Origin of the sequence: Hymenobacter antarcticus, from assembly GCF_039539545.1 — a bacterium.
GTDB classification, from domain to species: Bacteria; Bacteroidota; Bacteroidia; order Cytophagales; family Hymenobacteraceae; genus Hymenobacter; species Hymenobacter antarcticus.
In genome coordinates this window covers 183,159-202,761 of record NZ_BAABDI010000003.1, presented here as the reverse complement: position 1 = coordinate 202,761, position 19,603 = coordinate 183,159, and the positions used below count along the sequence as shown (strand labels likewise).

Below are 19,603 nucleotides of genomic sequence, written 5' to 3'. Positions count from 1 at the left end.
AGGTGGAAATCCGGGCGTTTGTACTCCATTCTAAAAATATAAGAATGGGCGTGTTGAATTGCCTGACAAAGCTGCAAGAGATAATTGATTCATCAAATGCATTAGGAAGGATATTTATTCACCCCCCCCCCCCTATATGCCTGACTTTCAATTATAAAAATTCAGTTTATCCAGCGGATTCGGCGGATGCATGGCGTACTCCTGTATCCCGTGTTGAAATTCCTCTGCTTCCCCGGCTGATTATCAAGCCAGCACCCGTAACGAATTGGGGTGGTCACCAGCTCGGGCAGGGGTTGGGCCAGGGCAGCATGTGCCAGCCGCGCACCAGCTCACGGGTAAGATAATAAACTGCGTGAAGGGGCAAGGCGGAGAGGGCGGCCCGATACTCGCGGACTCGCGAAGTCCACGTTACATCCGCTGCACGGTCAGAACCCGCTCAGATGTTTCCTCCACCTTAAACCGGTCATCGACGCGCCAGCCCACCACCCAGCAGATTTTGCCGTCAGCCGAAGTCAGCACGCGCACGTCGTCTTTCAGGTTCAGGGGCACTTTCTGGTCGATGAGAAAATCGCTGAGCAGCTTTTTGCCTTTCATGCCGAGCGGCATAAACCAGTCGCCTTCCTGCCACTTGCGCAGCGTGAGCGGGAATTTGATTTTGTCGGCATCGAGCGCCGCCGTGCTTTTCGAGCGCGGGATGATGAAGTGCTTCGCGTCGTCGTGCAGCTCAGCTTTCAGGCGCATGCCGTCGGCCAGCAGGTCGGTTTGGCCGGCGGCCAATTGGAAGGTGCCGAATTGCGTGAGCCGCCGCGGCGTGATAACCAGATGCTCCCGGTCCTTCACCAGGCGGTGCGTGGGCGAGTCGAAGCGCCGGCCACTCTCGCCGGGGAAGGCGGCCACGATATCCTTCACCACCAGCCACGAAAAGCCGAAGGGCCGCAGAATCTCGTGCAGCACCAGGGCCGTAGCGGCGGTTTTCTGGAGGGTGGCGATGCTCAGGTAAGTTACCTCGGCCTCGTCGCGGCGGGCCTGGGCGGCGGTGTCGGCCACGTAGCGGCGCACAATTTCCTCGGCCCCGCCCACGCGCTCGGCGGTGCCGTGCATGGTCTGGTCGAGGTTGGGGTTGATTTCGCGCAGCACGGGCAGCACCTCAATGCGCAGCAGGTTGCGCTGGTACACGGGGCTGTCGTTACTATCGTCTTCGCGCCAGCGCAGGCCGCGCTCCACCAGGTACTCGTGCAGGTCATCGCGGCCCACGCCCAACAGTGGGCGCACGAGGTGGCCGTTTTTCACCTGAATGCCATGCAGACCCGCCAGGCCGGTGCCGTGGGTCAGATTCAGCAGCATGGTTTCGGCTTCGTCGCGCTGGTGGTGGGCCGTGGCGATATAGGTTAATCCCTGCGTCTGGCGCACCTGCTCGAACCAGCGGTAGCGCAGGAGGCGGGCGGCCATCTGGGTCGAAATGCCTTCCTGCTGGGCAAATTCCTTGGTCTGAAAAAACTCGGCGAAATAGGGGAGGCCGTACTGCTTGGCCAGCTTGCGCACAAACTGCTCGTCGGCATCAGCGTCTTCGCCGCGCAGGCCAAAGTGGCAGTGCGCCACTGCCACCTGCACGCCCAGGCGGTGCAGAATGTCGAGCAGCACCACCGAATCGAGCCCGCCGCTCACGGCCACCAGAATGGGGTCGTTTTCGATGGAAAAAAGGGCGTGCTCTTCAATAAAATGGCGAATGGTATCAAGCATAAGAAAAAGGAGGGGCCCGGGGCCCGGCAGGTACTACACCGCAAAGATGGCCGTTAGCGCGGACCCCGTCCGTACCTTTGGGCCCCGAATGACCTTGTTCCGCGTCTTTTTTCTTTTGTTGCTGCTCTCGCCGCTACTTGGGCGGGCCCAGCGCCCGGGTGCGCAGCCGGCTGTGCCGGCGCCCGCAGCTACCGCGCCGCGCCCACCGGCCACCGTGCCGCCCAAGGGCAAAGGCTCACCCATTAAGCTACTGATGGCCGGTGAGTTAGTGGGCGGCGACTTCGCCGGGGTGAAAATCCGCAAGCTGCTCGGCAACGTCAGCTTTCAGCAGGACGACGTGTTTCTGTACTGCGATTCGGCCTACCAGTACCTGGAGCGCAACCAGGTGGAGGCGTTCAGCAACGTGCGCGTAGTGCAGAGCGACTCGATGACCATCACCGGCGATAAGGGCTTTTACGATGGCGATAAGCGCACCGCCCGCATGCTGGGCAACGTGGTGATGCGCGACCCGCGCATGACCCTGACCACGCCCAGCCTCGACTACGACCTGAACCGCAAAACGGCTTCCTACACCGAAACCGGCCACCTCACCGACCCGCAGAACACCCTCGACAGCCAGCAGGGCTACTACGATACCAACTCGAAGGTTTTCGTTTTCAAGCGCAACGTGCACCTCGTGACGCCCGATTCGGAGTTGAATAACGACACGCTGCGCTACAATACGGTCAGCAAAATCGCCACCTTCAATGGTCCCACTCGCATCAAGGGCAAGCAGGGGAATTTGTATGCCGAGGGCGGCACATACAACACCCTCACGCGGGTGTCCAACTTTAAGAAAAACGCTAAAATCGATACGCCCAACTACCTGCTGGGCGGCGACCGGCTGGTGTACGACGAGGTGAAGCAGTACGGCGTGGCCAACGGGCACGTCTCGCTGATTTCGAAAAAGGACAACCTGACCCTGCGCGGCGATGCCGGCAAATACTGGCGCGGCCTGGGCCGCACCAAGCTCTACGGTGGCCGGCCGGTGGTGCGCAATATCAGCGACAAGGATACGCTGTATATGGCCGCCGATACGCTCGTCAGCGTGGAGGCCCGGCCCGGCCAAACCACCACGCGCACCGTGCTTTACGCTTATCCCAGGGTGCAGATTTTCCGGGGCACGATGCAGGGCGTGTGCGATTCGCTGACCTACGACCGGCAGGACAGCATTATTTACATGAGCCGGAATCCGGTGCTGTGGCAGGCCAAAAACCAGCTGTCGGCCGATTCTATTCAGATTCGCTCGAAGCGGGGCCAGATTGATGAGATGCGCCTGCAGGCCAATGCGTTTGCCGTGGACCAGGACACGCTGCTGAACTTCAACCAGACCAAGGGCCGCAACATGATGGCCTATTTCCGGGACAACAAGCTGCGGCGGGTGGACGTGCTGGGCAATGCCGAAAGCATCTTTTACGCGCTGGATAACGATACCGCGACCACCGGCATGAACCGGATGCTGTCGGCCAACATGCGCCTGCTGTTCGTGGAGAGCAAGCTCAATAAAATCTCGGTCCTCACCAACCCCGAGGCCAAATTTATTCCGCCCCACGAGCTCAAGCCCGACGACGAGCGACTCAAGGGCTTTGAGTGGCGGGCCAAAGAACGGCCCACCCGCCGCCAGGTGTTGGGCAAACAGTTCGACGACCGGCCCAAGAAGCGCAAAGCTGTGAAGAAGGCCACTAAACCCACTACCAAAAGCAAAGTGGCCAAACCCAATTCGAAGCCGAAAGCAGTGCCCGCAAAAGTTCCCGCCAAAAAAATAGTGCCCAAAGTGGCTGCTCCGAAGCCGGTCGCCGCGCCCGCCGCCCGCCGCTAGCTGCAACCTTTACGTGCCCATCGGCGCTCTTGCTGCCGGATGGCCGCGCTGCCAGCGGCCGCCGGTTTGTCTTCGCCGGCTCAAATCGTTACCTTTGCACCCCTTATGCCGATTTCCCGCCTCACGGTTCTGTTTCTGCTCGTTAGTACGCTCATTCTGGGCTCCTGCGCCAGTGGCTACCAAAAGTTGCTGAAAAGCACCGACGTCAATAAAAAGTACGAAGCTGCCGTAAAGTATTACGACAAGGGTGACTTCTTCCGGGCCGGAACCCTGCTCGAAGACCTGATTCCGCTGCTCAAGGGCCGGCCCGAGGCCGAGAAGGCCCAGTTCTACTTCGCCAACACGAACTACAAGCAGCGCAACTACGTGCTGAGCGCGTTCTATTTCAAGACATTCACCGACACGTACCCCAACTCGGAGTACGCCGAGGAAGCCTCTTATCTGCACGCCAAGTCGCTGTTTCTCGACTCGCCGGGCTTCGAGCTCGACCAGACCAACACGGTTTCGGCGCTCGAGTCCATTCAGGACTTCCTGAACCGCTTTCCGACCAGCAAATTCAAGGACGAAACCGACAACATGTCGCAGGAGCTGCAGAAGAAGCTGGAGAACAAAGCTTTCGAAAGCGCCAGACTCTATTTTCAGCTGCGCTACAATCAGGCTGCGGTGGTGGCCCTCACCAACTTCCAGCAGCAGTATCCGGCTTCGGCCTTTGCTGAGCAAGCCGCTTTTCTGCGCCTAAACGCCCAATACGCCTGGGCTCAGGAAAGCATCGAGTCGAAGCAGCGGGAGCGTTTTCTGGAAGCGGTAAGTTTCTACCAGCAGTACCTGGATGCTTATCCCAAAAGCAAAAACCTGAAAACCGCTCAGGATATGTACGATGTCAGCCAGGCCGAAATTGCCAAGCTGAAAGTCTCGCCCGCCGCGGCATCCAACTAATTTGTCACTAATTCAGCCCATGAAACCTAATCCCAACACCCCGTCGAGCTCCATCATCACGCGCAACGTGGCCGACATCACCGGCGACAACGGCAACGTGTACGAGGCCATTGCCGTGATTTCGAAGCGCGCCAATCAGCTCTCGATTAAGCTGAAAGAGGAGCTGAACGACCGTTTGGCCGAGTTCGCCTCCACCGTGGACAACCTGGAGGAAGTATTCGAAAACCGCGAGCAAATCGAGGTTTCCAAGCACTACGAGCGCATGCCCAAGCCGACCAGCCTCGCCATCGAGGAGTTTCTGGCGGGCAAGATTGCCTATACCACGCCCGCGCCGGAGGAAGTTCCGGTGCCCCGCGAGCTGTTCTAGAAATTCCTGCCGAGTAAATCGGATAAGTTAAAACAGAACGTCATGCTGAGCGAAGTCGAAGCATCTCTGCCGCGTAAGTAATCAGTTACTATTGCGGTGGAGATGCTTCGACTTCGCTCAGCATGACGTTCTTATTATGCCCAGTCATCAGCAACGAATTCTTATGCCCGACCAGACAACGGACAACGAATTGACCACGCCAAACGCCCTTGCCGGCCGCCGCATTCTGCTGGGCGTGAGCGCCAGTATTGCGGCCTACAAAGCCGCGCCGCTCACGCGCCTGCTGGTGAAAGCCGGAGCCGAGGTACAGGTCATTCTCACCGAATCCGCCGCCGCTTTCGTCACGCCCCTCACGCTGGGCACGCTCTCCAAAAAGCCCGTTCTGACGGGCTTTTTGCGTGATGCCGCCGCCGGCGAGTGGCACAACCACGTGGAGCTGGGCCTGTGGGCCGATGCCCTGCTGATTGCGCCCGCCAGCGCCAATACCATCGGCCACCTGGCCAATGGCTTATGCCCTAATTTGCTCTGCGCCGTGTATTTGTCGGCTCGCTGCCCGGTTTTTCTGGCTCCGGCCATGGACGTGGATATGTTCGCCCACCCGGCCGTGACGCAGAATCTGGCGCGGCTGCGCTCCTTCGGCAACCACGTTTTCGACTCGCCCAGCGGCGAGCTGGCCAGCGGCCTCACCGGCCCCGGCCGCATGCTGGAGCCGGAGGATATTATGGCCAAGCTGACGAGGTTTTTTGAAGGTATTGGGGCTAAATGAACGTCATGCTGAGCGCAGCCGAAGCATCTCTACTGAGCAACTACCTCAATCGTTGTAACGAAGCATTAGAGATGCTTCGGCTGCGCTCAGCATGACGTTATTTGATTTTCTCCCTCCCGATTACTACTAAATGCACGTTCTCCTCACTGCTGGTCCCACCTACGAGCCCATTGACCCCGTTCGCTTCCTCGGCAACCGCTCGACGGGCAAGATGGGCTACGCGCTGGCTGAAGCTTTTGCGGCGCAGGGTGCCGAGGTAACGCTCATCAGCGGCCCCAGCCAGCTGCCGGACCCGGCCAGCGCCCGCATCCGCACCGTGCGGGTGGAAACGGCGGCGGAGATGTTTGCGGAAGCCGCGAAAGTGGCTGACGAAGCCGAGGTGTGGGTGTTTGCAGCGGCCGTGGCCGACTACCGGCCGGCCCAGGTGGCGGTTGATAAAATCAAAAAATCGGGCGAAACGCTGACGCTGGAGCTGGTGAAGAACGTGGACATTGCCGCCACGCTCGGCCAGCGCAAGCGGGCTGAACAATTTGCGGTCGGTTTTGCGTTAGAAACGTCGAACGAGCTGGCCCACGCCCAGGACAAGCTGCACCGGAAAAACTTCGACCTTATCGTGCTCAATTCGCTGCGCGACGCGGGCGCGGGCTTCGGCCACGACACCAATAAGGTGACCGTGCTGGATGCGGCCGGCCAAATCGTTAATTTTGAGTTGCAGTCCAAAGCCGATGTGGCCCGCGGACTGGTTAGCCTGATTCTGGCCCGCCGGGCCCCCATTGCCTGATGCTCCCATTGCGAAAACTACTTGCGGCCCTGCCGATTTGCGCGCTCTTGCTATTGGCCGGCTCCGTGGCCCACGCCCAGGAGCTGCTGGCCGAAGTGCGGGTGTCGACCGAGAACGTGACCATCTCGGACCCCACCATCGTCACGCAGATGCAGAACGACATCCGCACGTTTCTCAACAACCGCGCCTGGACCACCCAAACCTACCGGCCCGAGGAACGAATTCGATTGAAAGTATTTATCGGCATCACCGGCATCCCGCAGAACGGCACTTATAACGCCACCATGCGTCTGATTTCGACGCGCCCGGTGTATGGCACTGGCTACGATACCAACGTCATCAGTGTGGTTGACCGGAGTTTCAACTTCAACTACTCGCCGCAAAACCCGCTGGACTTTTCGCCCAACAGCTTCGTTTCCAACCTGTCGTCGCTGCTGGGCTACTACGCCTACATTGTTATCGGGCTCGACCGCGACACGTTTGCCCGGCTGGGCGGCACGCCGTATTATGAGCTGGCCCGCAACGTGGTCAACTACTCTGCCGGCCAGACCCAGACCAACGAGGCCGACGAAGGCTGGCGCGGCACCGGCTCGCGCGAGCGCCACTTCCTGCTCGACAACATCACCGACCCGCAGCTGGAGGCCTTCCGCACGGGCCTCTACGCCTACTACCGGCAGGGCATGGACGTATTCATTGAGAAGCCGGAGGCAGCCCGCGCCTCGGTGATGACGGCCCTGACGGGGGTGCAGAAAGCGGCCCTTATCCGTCCCGGCACCCTGTTTGCCCGCGCCTTTTTTGATGCGAAATCCGACGAAATTGCTAATATTTTCCGCACCAGTCAGGACGCGCAGCAGAAGCAGCAACTGGTGACCATGCTGACCGAAGTAGACCCCGGTAATTCGGCGAAATATCAGACCGTCCTAAAGTGAATTAATTAATTGAAACCGTTGAAACGGTCATGCTGAGCTTGCCGAAGCATCTCTACCGCTTTGTTGTATTAGTAGTTAATTACTGCCACGGTAGAGATGCTTCGGCAAGCTCAGCATGACGTTCTCGTTGACTTTATAATCTATTTATGCTTGTCGATTTACGGATTAAAAACTACGCGCTGATTGAGCAATTAGAATTGCGCCCGTCACCGCTGCTGAATATTATTACGGGTGAAACCGGGGCTGGTAAATCCATCATGCTGGGCGCTATTGGCCTGTTGCTGGGCAACCGTGCCGACTCGCGCATGTTGTTCGACACCGAGCGCAAATGCGTGATTGAGGGCCAGTTTAATATTGCCAACTACCAGTTGCAGGATATTTTCGAGGCGGAGGATTTGGACTATGACACGCACTGCATTCTGCGGCGCGAAATCAGTCCCAATGGCAAGTCGCGGGCCTTTGTGAATGACACGCCGGTGACGCTGGAAGCCCTGCGGAAAATCGGGGCTAACCTGATGGATATTCACTCGCAGCACGACACGTTATTGCTGGGCGATGGCGTATTCCAACTCAACCTGCTGGATTTGTACGCCGGGCTGGTGCCGCAGCGCACTATGTATAGCCACGCCTTTAGGCAATACCGCAAGCTGGAAGCCGATTTGCAAACCCTGGAAAGCCAGGCGGCACAGGCCAGCAAGGAGCTGGATTACAACAGCTTCCTGCTGAATGAGCTGGAAGAGGCCCGCCTCGATACTGAGGACCAGGACGCACTGGAGCAGGAAGTGAAGCAGCTGGAGCACGCCGAGGAAATCAAGTACAAGCTGAGCCAGGCGCTGCACGGCCTGCGCGACAGCGAAACCTGCGCCACCGGCAGCATGAAGGAAGCCGTGCAGCTGCTGGGCCAGGTGGCCAGCTACGCCGACAACTTCCGCGAGCTGCGCGAGCGCCTCGATAGCTGCCTGATTGAGCTGCACGACATTGCCGACGAGGTGGAAACCGCCGAGCGCCGCACCGAAGGCGACCCCGCCCGCGCCGAGGAATTGCAGGACCGCCTCAACGTGCTCTACACGCTCCAGCGCAAGCACCAGGCCCGCGACCTCCAGTCGCTGATGGCCGTGCGCGACGAGCTGCGCCAAAAAGTGAGTTCGGTGCTGAGCCTGGATAAGGAAATAGCCCGCCTGCGTAAGGATTCCGACGCGGCCCTGGCGGCCGTGACCAAGCAGGCGGCCAAGCTTTCGGAAAGCCGCCGCAAGTCGTTTCCGCACTTTGAAAAGCAGCTGGGCGCGCTGCTGGCCGACCTCGGGATGCCGCATGCCCGCATTGTGGTGCAGCACAGCACCGGCGCACCCGCCACCAGCGGCACCGATGTGGTGAGCATCCTTTTCACCGCGAATAAGGGCGCGCAGCCCCAGACGCTGAGCAAGGCGGCCTCGGGCGGCGAATTCTCGCGCCTGATGCTGTGCATCAAGTACATGCTGGCTGATAAAACGGCCCTGCCCACCATCGTATTCGACGAAATTGACACGGGTATTTCGGGCGAAATTGCGGTAAAGGTGGGCCGAATGATGCAGCAGATGGCGCAGAAGCACCAGCTGGTTGCTATTTCGCACCTGCCGCAGATGGCGGCGGCCGGCGACGTCCATTACTTCGTGTACAAGGAAGACCGTGCCGACCGCACGGTGAGCTGTATCCGCGAGTTGAACCAGGACGACCGCATCAAGGAAATCGCGCACATGATTGCGGGGGCCAAGCCCAGCGAAAATGCCTACCAGAGCGCCCGCGAGCTGCTGGCGCTGCGGGGGGAAACGGTGGCGTAGGAGTGACTGAGCAATTGAGTGACTGAGTGAATTGCTAACTTGCGCGGAAATCCAAGCTGGTTCAAGGGCCGGCTGACCTCACTCAATCACTCAGTCACGCAGTCACTCAATGGCTAATAACCTCCTCGCCGGCAAAGTCGGCATTATTTCCGGCGCACTCAACGAACATTCTATTGCCTGGAAAGTGGCCCAGCGGGCGCACGCCGAAGGTGCCCGCTTCGTGCTTACCAACGCGCCGCTGGCCATGCGCATGGGCGAAATCAACAAGCTGAGCGAGGAGTGCAACGCGCCCATCATTCCGGCCGACGCTACGTCGACGGAGGAGCTGGAGGCGCTGTTTTCGGGCGCGCAGGAGCAGCTGGGCGGCAAGCTTGACTTCGTGCTGCACAGCATTGGCATGAGCGCCAACATTCGTAAAAAGAAGCACTACGGCGAGCTGGACTACAAATTCTTTAACCAGACCATCGACGTGTCGGCCATGTCGTTTCACAAGATGATGGCCGTGGCCGAGAAGCAGGACGCCATGAACGAGTGGGGCAGCATCGTGGCCCTGAGCTACATCGCCGCCCAGCGCGCCTTCCTCGACTACACCGACATGACCCAGGCTAAGGCCATGCTCGAAAGCATTGCCCGTAGCTACGGCCAGCGCTTCGGTAAGCTGAAAAAAGTGCGCGTGAACACCGTGTCGCAGTCGCCCACCAAAACCACGGCCGGCACCGGCATCACCGGCTTCGACGCCTTTTACAACTTCGCCGACATGATGTCGCCGCTGGGCAACGCTCCGGCCGAAGCCTGCGCCGACTACTGCATCTCGCTGTTTTCGGACCTCACCCGCTACGTAACCATGCAAAACCTGATGCACGACGGCGGCTTCAGCACCACCGGCATCTCGGCTGAGATTGTGGATATGATGACCAAAGCCGCCGGCGTGGATAGCGCCGAGTAGTTTAACCGGTTTCTCATCGGTTACAAAGAAGCCCGGCTAATGGGCTTGTCCTTGCCCAAATTTATCCGGCTGCCGCCGGGTGCAGGTTGAACGGTCCGGTCTGACCGCCCTAGGCGGTCTGACCGGTTAAAGCACAACCGGTTTCGCCCTCCCGACAACCGGTCAGACCGCCTAGGGCGGTCAGACCGGAGCAGCGGCCTCGGATTTGGGTAAGGACAAGCTGATTGGTCGGGCTTCTTTGTGATTTTTGGGACGCTCAATATCCCCGGCTCAAATCCACCAGGTACTCCAGCGGCTGGCCGGCTTGCAGCCGCTCCAGGTTGCGCAGCAGCACGTCGACTTTGCCTTCGTCTTCGTGGTGCTGGCCGCCGCCGGTGTGCTGGGTGAGCAGCACGTTGGGCAGGGTCCAGAGGGGGTTGTCGGCGGGCAGGGGTTCTACGGCGGTCACGTCGAGCACGGCCCCGCCGAGGTGGCCGGCTTGCAGCAGGCGCAGCAGGGCGGGCTCGTCGGTGGTGTTGCCGCGGCCCACGTTGGCGTAGATGCTGCCCGGGCGCATGGTTTCCAGCAGCTCGGCCGAAAAAAAGCCCACGGCGCTGCCGGGTAGGGTATTTATCACGATGTCGGTGGTGGGCAGGGCGGCTTTCAGGTCTTCTTTGGAATGCAGCTGGGCCTCGGGGTGGGTGCGGGCCAGCAGCTGCACCGGGCACTCGAAGCCCGTGAGCTGCTGGCGCAGGGCCAGCGCGATGGCCCCGGCCCCGAGCACCACCACGCGCTTGCCGCGCAGCAGGCCCGAGCGGTTGCGCGCGTAGGCCCCGCCCACCCATTTCTTCTGGGCCTGGAGCACGGCCAGCTCAGGTAAGTGCCGGTAAAGCGCCAGCAGGCCGCCCACCATGGTTTCGGCGCAGGGCCAGGCGAAGAAGTCGCCCATATTAGCCACCGGAACAGACAGTTGCAGGTGGCGGTAGCGCTCGAAGCCGGCCGAGTCGATTTGCCAGAGCTGGAGCAGGGGCGGAGCGCCGGCCGCCAGCCAGGCCGGCGGCGGGTTGCCAAGCAACACTTCCGTTTCCTGAAAAGCCGGAAACTGCTGCTCGGTGGGCAGGTCGTTACAAAACGTGACGTCGAAGGAGGCTGGAAGCTGCTCTTGCAGATAAGCGCGGCCAGAGACGCTGAGGGGGGAATGAACGAAAAGACGCATGAAGGTGCCGCCTGAACGGCTGCGAAAAGTTGTAAGGGGAACGGGCGTGTTTGTACTAAACCCTGCAAAGTTGATGCTATTTCGGCGTGCTTTTTATGAAACTATGGCACCTGCCGAATGATGAAATTCTTGAGCGGGTTCTTTTTAATGATTGTCACCAGCTGGCCATTGGTGTACTGGTACTCGTCCTCACGGCCGTCGCGCCGGGCGTGGTAGCGGGCCGCGGCTTCCCGGCCCACCTCAAAATAATCGCCAAAATATTCGGCGTAGGCCCGCACCTGCCCAGCGGGCTCACCAAAAAACAGGTTGGTGACGGCGTAGGTGATGGGCTGCGTTTCGGTGGCCCGGTAGTGGTGCTTGTACTGGTCGGCCACGATGTCGTAGTGGTTGTCCTTCCACTCGGCCCGCGACGAGAAGTTGCCCTGATTGGTGTGGGCTTCTACCTTCGAGAGCTGAAGCTGGCCCCCGCGAAACCGGTTCATGACCTGATAATAAATCTTGAGGTGGTAGAACAGAAAGTCCACCTTAACGTCGCTGACGAGCGTGTACACGACTTCTGTTCCGGCCTGGGGCTGGCGGGTAGCCGTCATGGTACCCACGCGCAGGCCCGCTACTTCGATGGCATACCGGCGCGTTTCGACCGGCGCGGGCTTAGGAGCCTGGCCGAGAGCCGGCAGGGCCACCACGCTCAATCCCAGACCCAGACGCAGCCACCACTGGCGCAGGCCCGTGAGTAAACGCGCGGCTGGCTCCCGAATAAAAGATTGGCCTGCATCTTTCATACGAAAAAAGGTACGGCCAGCCGGGCTTAAGTTATGGTTGAGGCAATCAGAACAAGGGCATGATTCGTATAGTATCGGGGCGCAGTAATTTGGCGGGTGGCAAACACCGCGAAAATGGAGAGCTTGCATAGCATTAGGTAGGTTGTGGGAATTAGTTTGATTTATCAGCACGTCATGCTGAGCCCGTCGAAGCATCTCTACCGCTTCGCTGAACGGCCCTGCTGAAGCGGTAGAGATGCTTCGACTGCGCGGACGCCAGATAGGCATGACGTTCCTTTTTATTGCAAAGTAATTTACCCGACCTACTTAGAAGTGATACATGACCATTAGCGTTATTATTCCCACTTACAACGAGGGTGCGGTCATTGGCCGTTTGGTGCAGGCTTTACGTCAGTACGATGCCAGGGGCCAGGTCGAAGTGCTGGTGGTGGATGCCGACAGCCCCGATGGCACGGCCGCCGCCGCCCGCCAGGCCGGGGCCACGGTGCTGCTGGCCCCCAAAGCCGGCCGGGCCGTGCAGATGAACTACGGAGCCACCCACGCCACCGGCGACATTTTGTATTTCGTGCACGCCGACGTGGGCATTCACCCCGACTACGTAGCCACGCTGCAAGCCGCCGTGGCGCAGGGGCACGCGGCCGGCTGCTACCGGTTCCGGTTCGATTCGCCGCACCCGCTGCTGCGCATCAATAGCTTTGGGACGCGTTTTGAGGGCATTATGAGCCGGGGTGGCGACCAGACGCTGTTCATCACGCGGGCGCTGTTTGCGCGCTTGGGCGGCTTCGATGAGCGGTTTGTTATCATGGAAGACTTCGAAATCATTCAGCGGATTCGGCGGGTGGCCTCCTTCTTTATCGTGCCGCAGGACGTGCTGGTGTCGGCCCGCAAATACGAAACCAACGGCTGGCTGCGCGTGCAGCTGGCCAACCTCACGGCCTTCTCACTCTTCTTTCTGAAAGCCTCGCCGGTCCGCATTGCCCGCACCTACAAAGCCATGCTCAACTACCGCTGATGCCCGGCACCGTTCTCGTAACCGGGGCCCACGGCTTCCTTGGGCGGCATCTGGTGGCTGAGCTGCACCAGCGCGGCCACCAGGTGCGGGCGCTGCTGCGGCCGGGCAGCGGGCGGCCGTTTCCCGCCGCGTGGGCCGTGGACTACCACGAGGCCGACCTGACCCGGCCCGCCACCCTGGCCGGCGCGGCTGATGGCTGCGCGGCTATCATCCACGCCGCCGCGCTGGCCCAGGTGAACCCCGCCCGCAGCCCTGCCGTGTGGGCCGTGAACCTGGGCGGCACGGAAGCCGTGCTCCAGCTGGCCCGCACCGCCGGCGTGGCGCGGCTGGTGTACGTGGGCACGGCCAACGTCTTCGGCTTTGGCTCACAAGCCCAGCCCGGCGACGAAACCCGGCCCTACGCCGGCCAGCGCTACGGCCTCGACTACATGGACAGCAAGCGCGCCGCCACCGACCTCGTGCTGCACGCCGTGGCGCGGGAGCAGCTGCCCGCCGTGCTGGTGCATCCCACCTTCATGCTGGGCCCGCAGGATGCCCGGCCCACTTCCAACGCCCTGCTGCTGGAGCTGTACCGGGGCCGGCTGCCCGGCTACCCGGCTGGCGGCAAAAACTACGTGCATGTGCGCGACGTGGCCACGGCGACCGTGAATGCTCTCACCCAGGGCCGCGTGGGCGAATCCTACATTCTGGGCAATGAAAACCTGAGCTACCGGGACGCATTTCGGCTGATGGCCCGCGTGCTGGACGTGCCGCCGCCGCGCTGGCCGCTGCCGGCGGCGCTGGCCCGCCTCTACGGCGAAATCTGCGAGGTGAAAGCCCGCCTGACCGGCCGCCCGACCCAGCTCAATGCCGCTATGGCGGCCGTGGCCAACGACGGCCACTATTTCAGCCCCGCCAAGGCCCGCGCCGAGCTGGGGCTGCCCCAAACTTCCATCGAACAAGCCGTAGCCGAAGCCCTGGTCTGGTTCAAAACCCACCACTATGTCTGATAATATTTCTGGCCAGCCGCTCCCGGCCGCCCAGCCCGTGCCGGCCGGGCAAGGGGCGTTTGTCGGTCAGGTAGCCATTGTTACCGGTTCCGAATCGGGCATTGGGCGCGAAACGGCACGGGCCCTGTGCGCGGCCGGCGCGGCCGTGGTGCTCAACGGCCGCAACGCCGAGCGCTTGGAGCACACCCGGCAGGGCTTCGTGCGGGCCGGTTTCGCGGTGGTGAGCTGCGTGGCCGACGTCACGGACTACGCCAGCTGCGAGCGGCTGGTGGCGGCGGCCATCCAGGCCTTTGGGCGGCTCGATGTGCTGATAACCAACGCCAGCATTTCCCAGCGCGCCTACTTCGCCGACATGCAGCCCGAGGTGTTCCAGCGGGTGTTCGACAGTAACGTGTACGGCTCGGTGTACCCGCTCAAGGCCGCGCTGCCGCACCTCACCCGCACGCGGGGCAGCGTCACCTTCATTTCGTCGATTTCGGCGCTCAACGGCATGCCCAGCGGCTCGGCCTACTGTGCCGGCAAGGCCGCGCTGGCCAATCTGGCGCACACGCTCCGGCTCGAGCTGGACCATACGGGCGTGCATTTCGGCATCGTGCACGTAGGCTTCACCCAAAACGACCCCGACAAGCGCGTGCTCGATGCGGCCGGGCAGCCCGTGCTCATCGCGCACCGGCCGGCGCGCTGGCAGAAAACCCAGGCCGAGGTGGCGGCCATCATCCTGCGGCACATTCGCCGCCGCCGCCGCCGCACGGTGATTTCGGCCCTGGGCCGGCTCATCGTCGTCATGCACACCTTCTTTCCCCGGCTGGGCGACTGGATAGTGCTGACCACCACCCGCCGGCTGCGGCATTTCTACGAGTAAACTCCTCGATAAACGTTGGATTAATTATTAGCGCGGCCGAATCGAAAATCCGGGGTACTCGCTAGCCGCGCCAGGCGGCCAGGTCGCGGGCCGAGTCCACGTCGTGCAGCACCGGCAGCTGGGCCACGCGCAGTCCCAGGCGGGCGGCATCGGCCAGGGTATCGGGCAGCACGGTGGCGGTGCTCCAGTCTTTGCTGGTGAATAGCGCGGGTTGCAGCTCGCGCAGGCCCAGCAGGTAATAGCCGCCATCTTCGGCCGGCCCCACCACCAGGTCGTGGGCTTCGAGGGCGGCAAAAGCCCGTTGCAGAATGGCTGGCTCCAGACCCGGGCAATCGGTGCCGATGATAACCACGCGGCCCGCGCCGGCCGCAAAGGCCTCGCCAAACGCGTGGGCCATGCGCTCGCCCAGCAGGTCGGCGGGCGGCTGCACGCGCCAGGGCAGGCCGGGCCACTCGGGGCGGGGCAGGGCGGTATCGGCGGTGGGGTGGGGGGCTTCGGCCAGCCACACGGTGGCCGGCACTGCGCTGGCCGTGACGGCGGCGGCGGTCAGGGCCAGTAGCTCGCGGTACACGGCCAGGGCGGCTTCGGGGCCGATATCGGCCGCCAGGCGGGTTTTCACGCGCCCCAGCACCGGTTCGCGGGCAAATACGAGCAGGTGGTGGGAGCTTTCAGCAGTTTTTTGTTCCATTCCGGTGCGAGGCTGTTACCCCGGAACAAACTACGGCAAACTATCGGGAAAGGGATTGTCGGGTGCGCAACAGGCCGTTCTGACTGCGGTTTGGTGGGGCGGCGCGGGCCCGTGCCTTTGCGGGATTCAGGCGCTGGTTGCCAGGCTATGCTTCCCTCACTGCTCTGTGCCGGGTTGGTTGAGAAAGCGTATTTGCGCGAAACATCGTGTTTGGGTAAAACTGCGTGTCTCGGTTCGCACGGCCCCTAAGAGACGATTTCTTGGGCGGCGGGCAGCGGTTTTGCCGCGCCTCTGCAAGCTCGCGCCGATGGGGGCAGTCCAGCATTTCGACCAAGTTGAGGATGACATCTCAGAAAGCGCCCCGCTTGACGCCATACCAATTCGGAAATTCCCATTGGCTTTTCGCCATCAGGTGAAAAGACGCTTTGTTATCGACATGGGTGAAGTCGATGGTCATAGGTTTGGTTGATGATTCAGGATAACCACGCCACGCCCGAAATTTTTAAGAAGTTATTCCGGTTCTGACAGAATGCGCGATTTTTCCTTCTCATACTCTTGAGGCGTGAGAATCTTCTCATCCAGCAGCTTTTTGTTTTCGCGCAGACGTTCGGCCCGAGGTTTAATAGGCGGGGCCGTTACCGGGCCGGGATTCTGAGCGGGAGTCAGCGATTTTAGCTCGTATGAATGCACGGGCTTGTACTTCATCGTCCATAGAAAAGGTACCAGAACGAAGACACCCCCGATAATGGCTCCGACGTCAGCTTGCTCATCCCGGGAGAAGGAAGTATTGTAGGTTTCATATCCTTCTTTCTCCATGCGTACTGAGGTGGTACTTCCGACAATCTTAGTGTCGGAATGCCGATATGGTGTCGTGCCCACGGCCTCCCCATCTACATAGATGCGTGCGCCAACCGGCATCGATTGAAGCACAGTGGTGCTACTGCAGCTACTGGACAACACGGCACCTGATAGTAGTAAAGCAACGAATGAACGGTGGCAGGAATAAAATTGGAACATGAAAACAGTATTGAAAATTAAGTGGTTAGGTAAGTCAGCTGCGAATTTACATTATCCGTGTTCAAGAAGCTATATCCAGTACCTCGTTCCCATCATCCGCCATCGCCTTCGCCAGCTTCTTACATGTTTGAGTTACGGACCGAGGCGTCAAAAATCCTGCGATAGGTGCCGCATCTGGCGTGAATTTAGTGCAGCGCAACAGGCAGGCCCTGAAGCCGGGCGGCCTGTTCTACATTGGTGAGCTGCACCCCTTCAAGCAGTACCAGGGCAGCAAGGCCCGGTTCGATGACGGGAGCGGGATTTTCGAGCTCGATTGTTTCGTGCATCACGTTTCCGACTTCGTGGCAGCAGGCGAGGCCAGCGGTTTCGGGTGCGTGGCGCTTCGCGAGTGGTTCGATGAAAATGACCGCACCACCGTGCCGCGAATTCTGGCGTTGTTATTTCAAAATAACAGGACTGAATAGCAGACGTCAGTACGCTTAATTGTTTAACAAATACGTATTTTAGTGCTAACTAATGGATTAAATAAATGGCCAAAATGCAGATAGTCTGGACCTTATTCGAAGAAATTGAAATAATTAATATGGTTTGTTAATAACTCATTTTCAGCGGCTCAGGCTTCGATTCTGCCGATTGCATTGCCGGAACGGCCGAGAAAAAGTGGCGTCAGGGAAATAATTCTACCCTTTCGGGGGTTAATGAATCGGTAGCAAGCCGCTGCCGGTGGCGTAATCTGCCGTCCGTTTCGTACCACCATCACCACCTTTTTTATGCTGCGAACTGCTTTGTTATTCTTCTGCATGTTGGGGTTCATCGCCGCCGAAGTACAGGCCGCACCGGCTGCCGCTACGGCCCGTCCCATTCACCGGCGCAAGCCCACGGCCGGTAACTACGTGCCCGTGTATCGCCTTTACCGGGGGCACAGCCGCCGTAAAAAAGGAGTCTTTGGTCTGTTCAAGCATCGTGGTACGCGCCGCAGTGCTGCTACAACGTCCAGAAAAGCGCGGCGCGGCACGCTCTAAGAACATCAGCTAACACTCCCCACGTCAACAAAAAGCCTCAGCCAAATCCGGCTGAGGCTTTTTGTTGACGCAACGCTGAAGGCGTTTAAGAAGTCGTTCAACCGTAAATGTCTACTTTTTATTGTTGTCAGTCAGGCGATTACAGTCGTCCTGTCGATTGATAACTACTATCTGACAACGTACTTATCGGCTTGCTTGATTTTGGCCTTGCCCTCCCTGGCTTTCATCTTGCCACCTACTCCACCAGTCCGAGCGTGCGGGTCAGGCGGTTTTTCGGAACGGGAATGGTCAGGCTCTGGTCGCGCCGCTCGGAGCGGGTCCGGCGGCGGTCTATCAGTGCCTGCACCTTATCAGCGCTAGTTTCCCGCGAAAAAAGGACCCGGGCCACATCTACCACCAGCGACACGGCCCGGGGTACGGGCACGCTCACCTGCTCGTAAGCCGGGGAGGGTGGCGTGACGGGCGCCGCGCTCTGGGCCGCGCTACTGGCGGCCCTGAGCAGCAGCGCAGTAAGCAGAATGGGTAGCTTCCGGCTTGACATAGCTTGCGTGAGAACACCGCAAAGATGCTGTCAAACGCCGGTTGGTTGCCCGGCTTAGGCCAGTTTTTCCTTGAAAAGACGCAGGGTGCGGTCCCAGGCCAGCTTGGCGGCCCCGGCATTGTAGCGGGCCGGCGAGGTATCGTTGTTGAAGGCGTGGTTCACCCCTTCGTATACATACAGCTCATACTTAGTTCCGGCAGCTTTCAGCGCGGTTTCATAGGCCGGAATGCCCGCATTAATGCGCTGGTCGAGGCCGCCGTAGTGCAGCATCAGGGCGCTTTTGATTTGGGGCACATCCCCGGCCTTGGCCTGCTGGCCGTAGTAGGCCACGGCCGCGTTCAGCCTGGGGTCGTGCACGGCCAGCTGGTTGGCCAGCCCGCCGCCCCAGCAGAAACCCACGGCCCCGGTGCGGCCGTTGCAGTCGGGCCGGCCGCGCAGGTAGGCGAGGGCCGCGAGGTAGTTATTGAGGTTTTTGGCCGGTTCGAGCTGGCCGATGAGCTCCCGGCCCTTGTCCTCATCGAGGGGCGTACCGCCCAACGGCGACAGGCCATCCACGCCCAGGGCCAGGTAGCCGGCCTGAGCCACGCGCCGCGTCACGTCCTTGATATGGGGCGTGACGCGGCGGTTTTCATGAATAACGACCACGGCGCCGCGCTTCTTCCTGCCCTTGGGGTGCACCAGGTAGCCGCGCATGGTGGCACCGTCGCCGGGCCAGCTCACTTCTTCCGTTTCCAGGTCATCATTTTCGGGCGCGATGCTGGCCGCGGCCGCGTAGCCGGGCTCCAGCATCGCCAAAGCCGCCAGGGCCAGCGCCGCGCTACCCGACAGTTTTTTCAGCCGGTCCATAAAGTCCTTGCGGCTGAGCGGGGCGTGGGTGTACTCGTCAAATAGGTTGATGATGCGCTGGTCCATGGGAAAAAGAGGCGTGGAAAGGCTGAGAAATCAACCGTCAAATTTGCCGGGCCGCAGTCTATTCGTCTTCCCGGTTCACGGTATCCGGGCCAAAGGCCGGCACGCACACCGACCAGTACTCGCACTCCTCCTCAAACGGGTTGGAGTACCGCACCCGCGCTCCGCCCTTAATCAGCAAAGCCTGCCCGGCCTGTAATTCCACCACGTCGCCGTCGATTTCGAACCGCTTCCGCCCGCGCACCACAATCGTGAATTCGTCGAAGCTGGGCGTTTGGTGCGGCTCGCTCCAGTGCGGTGGTGCCACCATATGCGCCAGGCTGTAGGCCGAAGTGCCGGTGCTGGCCCCGCCCACATGCTCTTCAATGAGCTTGCCGTCGGTGGTGGGTACTATAAAAGGTGCGGGATTGAGGACGTAGCGTTTTTCAGACATTGGGTTTGATGGA

22 protein-coding genes are annotated in these 19,603 nt (G+C 60.6%); 13 read left to right on the top strand and 9 right to left on the bottom strand.

The window, feature by feature from the left end; genetic code table 11:
- Positions 1-408 precede the first annotated feature (408 nt).
- Entirely contained in the window at positions 409-1,740 is a 1,332-nt protein-coding gene (tilS, locus tag ABD819_RS04240; protein ID WP_345121325.1) for a tRNA lysidine(34) synthetase TilS, read from the bottom strand.
- 88 nt (positions 1,741-1,828) lie between these two features.
- Between tilS and ABD819_RS04235 the strand changes: the two genes are divergently transcribed.
- From ABD819_RS04235 to ABD819_RS04200, 8 genes are all read left to right on the top strand, one after another.
- Positions 1,829-3,598, top strand: coding sequence for an OstA-like protein (locus ABD819_RS04235; RefSeq protein ID WP_345121323.1), 1,770 nt, complete (start codon positions 1,829-1,831; stop codon positions 3,596-3,598).
- A gap of 105 nt (positions 3,599-3,703) precedes the next feature.
- Positions 3,704-4,534 carry an outer membrane protein assembly factor BamD gene (locus ABD819_RS04230; RefSeq protein ID WP_345121321.1) on the top strand — a complete coding sequence of 277 codons (831 nt, stop codon included), beginning with the start codon at positions 3,704-3,706 and terminating at the stop codon, positions 4,532-4,534.
- 19 nt (positions 4,535-4,553) lie between these two features.
- Positions 4,554-4,901, top strand: coding sequence for a DNA-directed RNA polymerase subunit omega (locus tag ABD819_RS04225; RefSeq protein ID WP_345121319.1), 348 nt, complete (start codon positions 4,554-4,556; stop codon positions 4,899-4,901).
- Between the two features lie 163 nt (positions 4,902-5,064).
- Positions 5,065-5,667: a flavoprotein gene (locus ABD819_RS04220; protein ID WP_345121317.1), complete on the top strand. Its 603-nt coding sequence runs from the start codon at positions 5,065-5,067 to the stop codon at positions 5,665-5,667.
- Positions 5,668-5,797: 130 nt separating this feature from the next.
- Complete coding sequence (locus ABD819_RS04215) at positions 5,798-6,448, top strand: phosphopantothenoylcysteine decarboxylase domain-containing protein (RefSeq protein WP_345121315.1); 651 nt, start codon at positions 5,798-5,800, stop codon at positions 6,446-6,448.
- Positions 6,448-7,377, top strand: a complete 930-nt coding sequence (gene porD / locus ABD819_RS04210) for a type IX secretion system protein PorD (protein ID WP_345121313.1) — start codon at positions 6,448-6,450, stop codon at positions 7,375-7,377. The genes ABD819_RS04215 and porD overlap by 1 nt, the downstream gene beginning before the upstream one ends.
- Before the next feature lie 146 nt (positions 7,378-7,523).
- Positions 7,524-9,194, top strand: coding sequence for a DNA repair protein RecN (recN, locus tag ABD819_RS04205; protein WP_345121310.1), 1,671 nt, complete (start codon positions 7,524-7,526; stop codon positions 9,192-9,194).
- Positions 9,195-9,303: 109 nt separating this feature from the next.
- A complete protein-coding gene (locus tag ABD819_RS04200; protein ID WP_345121308.1) occupies positions 9,304-10,140 on the top strand; it encodes an enoyl-ACP reductase FabI in 837 nt (278 codons plus the stop codon).
- A 256-nt stretch (positions 10,141-10,396) separates the two neighbouring features.
- On the opposite strand, the gene ABD819_RS04195 is transcribed toward ABD819_RS04200, so the two are convergent.
- Both ABD819_RS04195 and ABD819_RS04190 read right to left on the bottom strand, forming a co-directional pair.
- Positions 10,397-11,335, bottom strand: coding sequence for a D-2-hydroxyacid dehydrogenase (locus ABD819_RS04195; protein WP_345121306.1), 939 nt, complete (start codon positions 11,333-11,335; stop codon positions 10,397-10,399).
- A 101-nt stretch (positions 11,336-11,436) separates the two neighbouring features.
- Positions 11,437-12,117, bottom strand: coding sequence for a DUF6134 family protein (locus tag ABD819_RS04190; RefSeq protein ID WP_345121304.1), 681 nt, complete (start codon positions 12,115-12,117; stop codon positions 11,437-11,439).
- A 319-nt stretch (positions 12,118-12,436) separates the two neighbouring features.
- On the opposite strand from ABD819_RS04190, the gene ABD819_RS04185 reads away from it, so the two are divergent.
- The 3 genes from ABD819_RS04185 to ABD819_RS04175 are packed head-to-tail and all read left to right on the top strand — an operon-like array spanning position 12,437 to position 14,980.
- A complete protein-coding gene (locus ABD819_RS04185; RefSeq protein ID WP_345121302.1) occupies positions 12,437-13,129 on the top strand; it encodes a TIGR04283 family arsenosugar biosynthesis glycosyltransferase in 693 nt (230 codons plus the stop codon).
- Positions 13,129-14,118 (top strand): NAD-dependent epimerase/dehydratase family protein, encoded by a 990-nt coding sequence (locus tag ABD819_RS04180; RefSeq protein ID WP_345121300.1) that lies wholly within the window; start codon positions 13,129-13,131, stop codon positions 14,116-14,118. Before ABD819_RS04185 ends, ABD819_RS04180 begins: the two co-directional genes overlap by 1 nt.
- On the top strand, positions 14,111-14,980 hold the full coding sequence (locus tag ABD819_RS04175; RefSeq protein ID WP_345121298.1) for an SDR family oxidoreductase: 870 nt from the start codon (positions 14,111-14,113) through the stop codon (positions 14,978-14,980). Before ABD819_RS04180 ends, ABD819_RS04175 begins: the two co-directional genes overlap by 8 nt.
- A gap of 61 nt (positions 14,981-15,041) precedes the next feature.
- On the opposite strand, the gene ABD819_RS04170 is transcribed toward ABD819_RS04175, so the two are convergent.
- The 3 genes from ABD819_RS04170 to ABD819_RS04165 form a co-directional block, all read right to left on the bottom strand.
- Positions 15,042-15,668, bottom strand: coding sequence for a TIGR04282 family arsenosugar biosynthesis glycosyltransferase (locus tag ABD819_RS04170; RefSeq protein ID WP_345121296.1), 627 nt, complete (start codon positions 15,666-15,668; stop codon positions 15,042-15,044).
- A 349-nt stretch (positions 15,669-16,017) separates the two neighbouring features.
- Positions 16,018-16,125: a barstar family protein gene (locus tag ABD819_RS21605; RefSeq protein ID WP_486326954.1), complete on the bottom strand. Its 108-nt coding sequence runs from the start codon at positions 16,123-16,125 to the stop codon at positions 16,018-16,020.
- Between the two features lie 53 nt (positions 16,126-16,178).
- Positions 16,179-16,685, bottom strand: a complete 507-nt coding sequence (locus ABD819_RS04165; protein ID WP_345121294.1) for a PEGA domain-containing protein — start codon at positions 16,683-16,685, stop codon at positions 16,179-16,181.
- 179 nt (positions 16,686-16,864) lie between these two features.
- Between ABD819_RS04165 and ABD819_RS04160 the strand changes: the two genes are divergently transcribed.
- Positions 16,865-17,149, top strand: a complete 285-nt coding sequence (locus tag ABD819_RS04160; protein ID WP_345121293.1) for a hypothetical protein — start codon at positions 16,865-16,867, stop codon at positions 17,147-17,149.
- A 306-nt stretch (positions 17,150-17,455) separates the two neighbouring features.
- Complete coding sequence (locus tag ABD819_RS04155; RefSeq protein WP_345121291.1) at positions 17,456-17,707, top strand: hypothetical protein; 252 nt, start codon at positions 17,456-17,458, stop codon at positions 17,705-17,707.
- 235 nt (positions 17,708-17,942) lie between these two features.
- On the opposite strand, the gene ABD819_RS04150 is transcribed toward ABD819_RS04155, so the two are convergent.
- From ABD819_RS04150 to ABD819_RS04140, 3 genes are read right to left on the bottom strand one after another with little or no spacing between them, the layout of a single operon-like run.
- A complete protein-coding gene (locus tag ABD819_RS04150; RefSeq protein WP_345121289.1) occupies positions 17,943-18,248 on the bottom strand; it encodes a hypothetical protein in 306 nt (101 codons plus the stop codon).
- Positions 18,249-18,302: 54 nt separating this feature from the next.
- Positions 18,303-19,160, bottom strand: coding sequence for a dienelactone hydrolase family protein (locus ABD819_RS04145; protein ID WP_345121287.1), 858 nt, complete (start codon positions 19,158-19,160; stop codon positions 18,303-18,305).
- Between the two features lie 58 nt (positions 19,161-19,218).
- Positions 19,219-19,590 carry a cupin domain-containing protein gene (locus ABD819_RS04140; protein ID WP_345121285.1) on the bottom strand — a complete coding sequence of 124 codons (372 nt, stop codon included), beginning with the start codon at positions 19,588-19,590 and terminating at the stop codon, positions 19,219-19,221.
- Positions 19,591-19,603 lie beyond the last annotated feature (13 nt).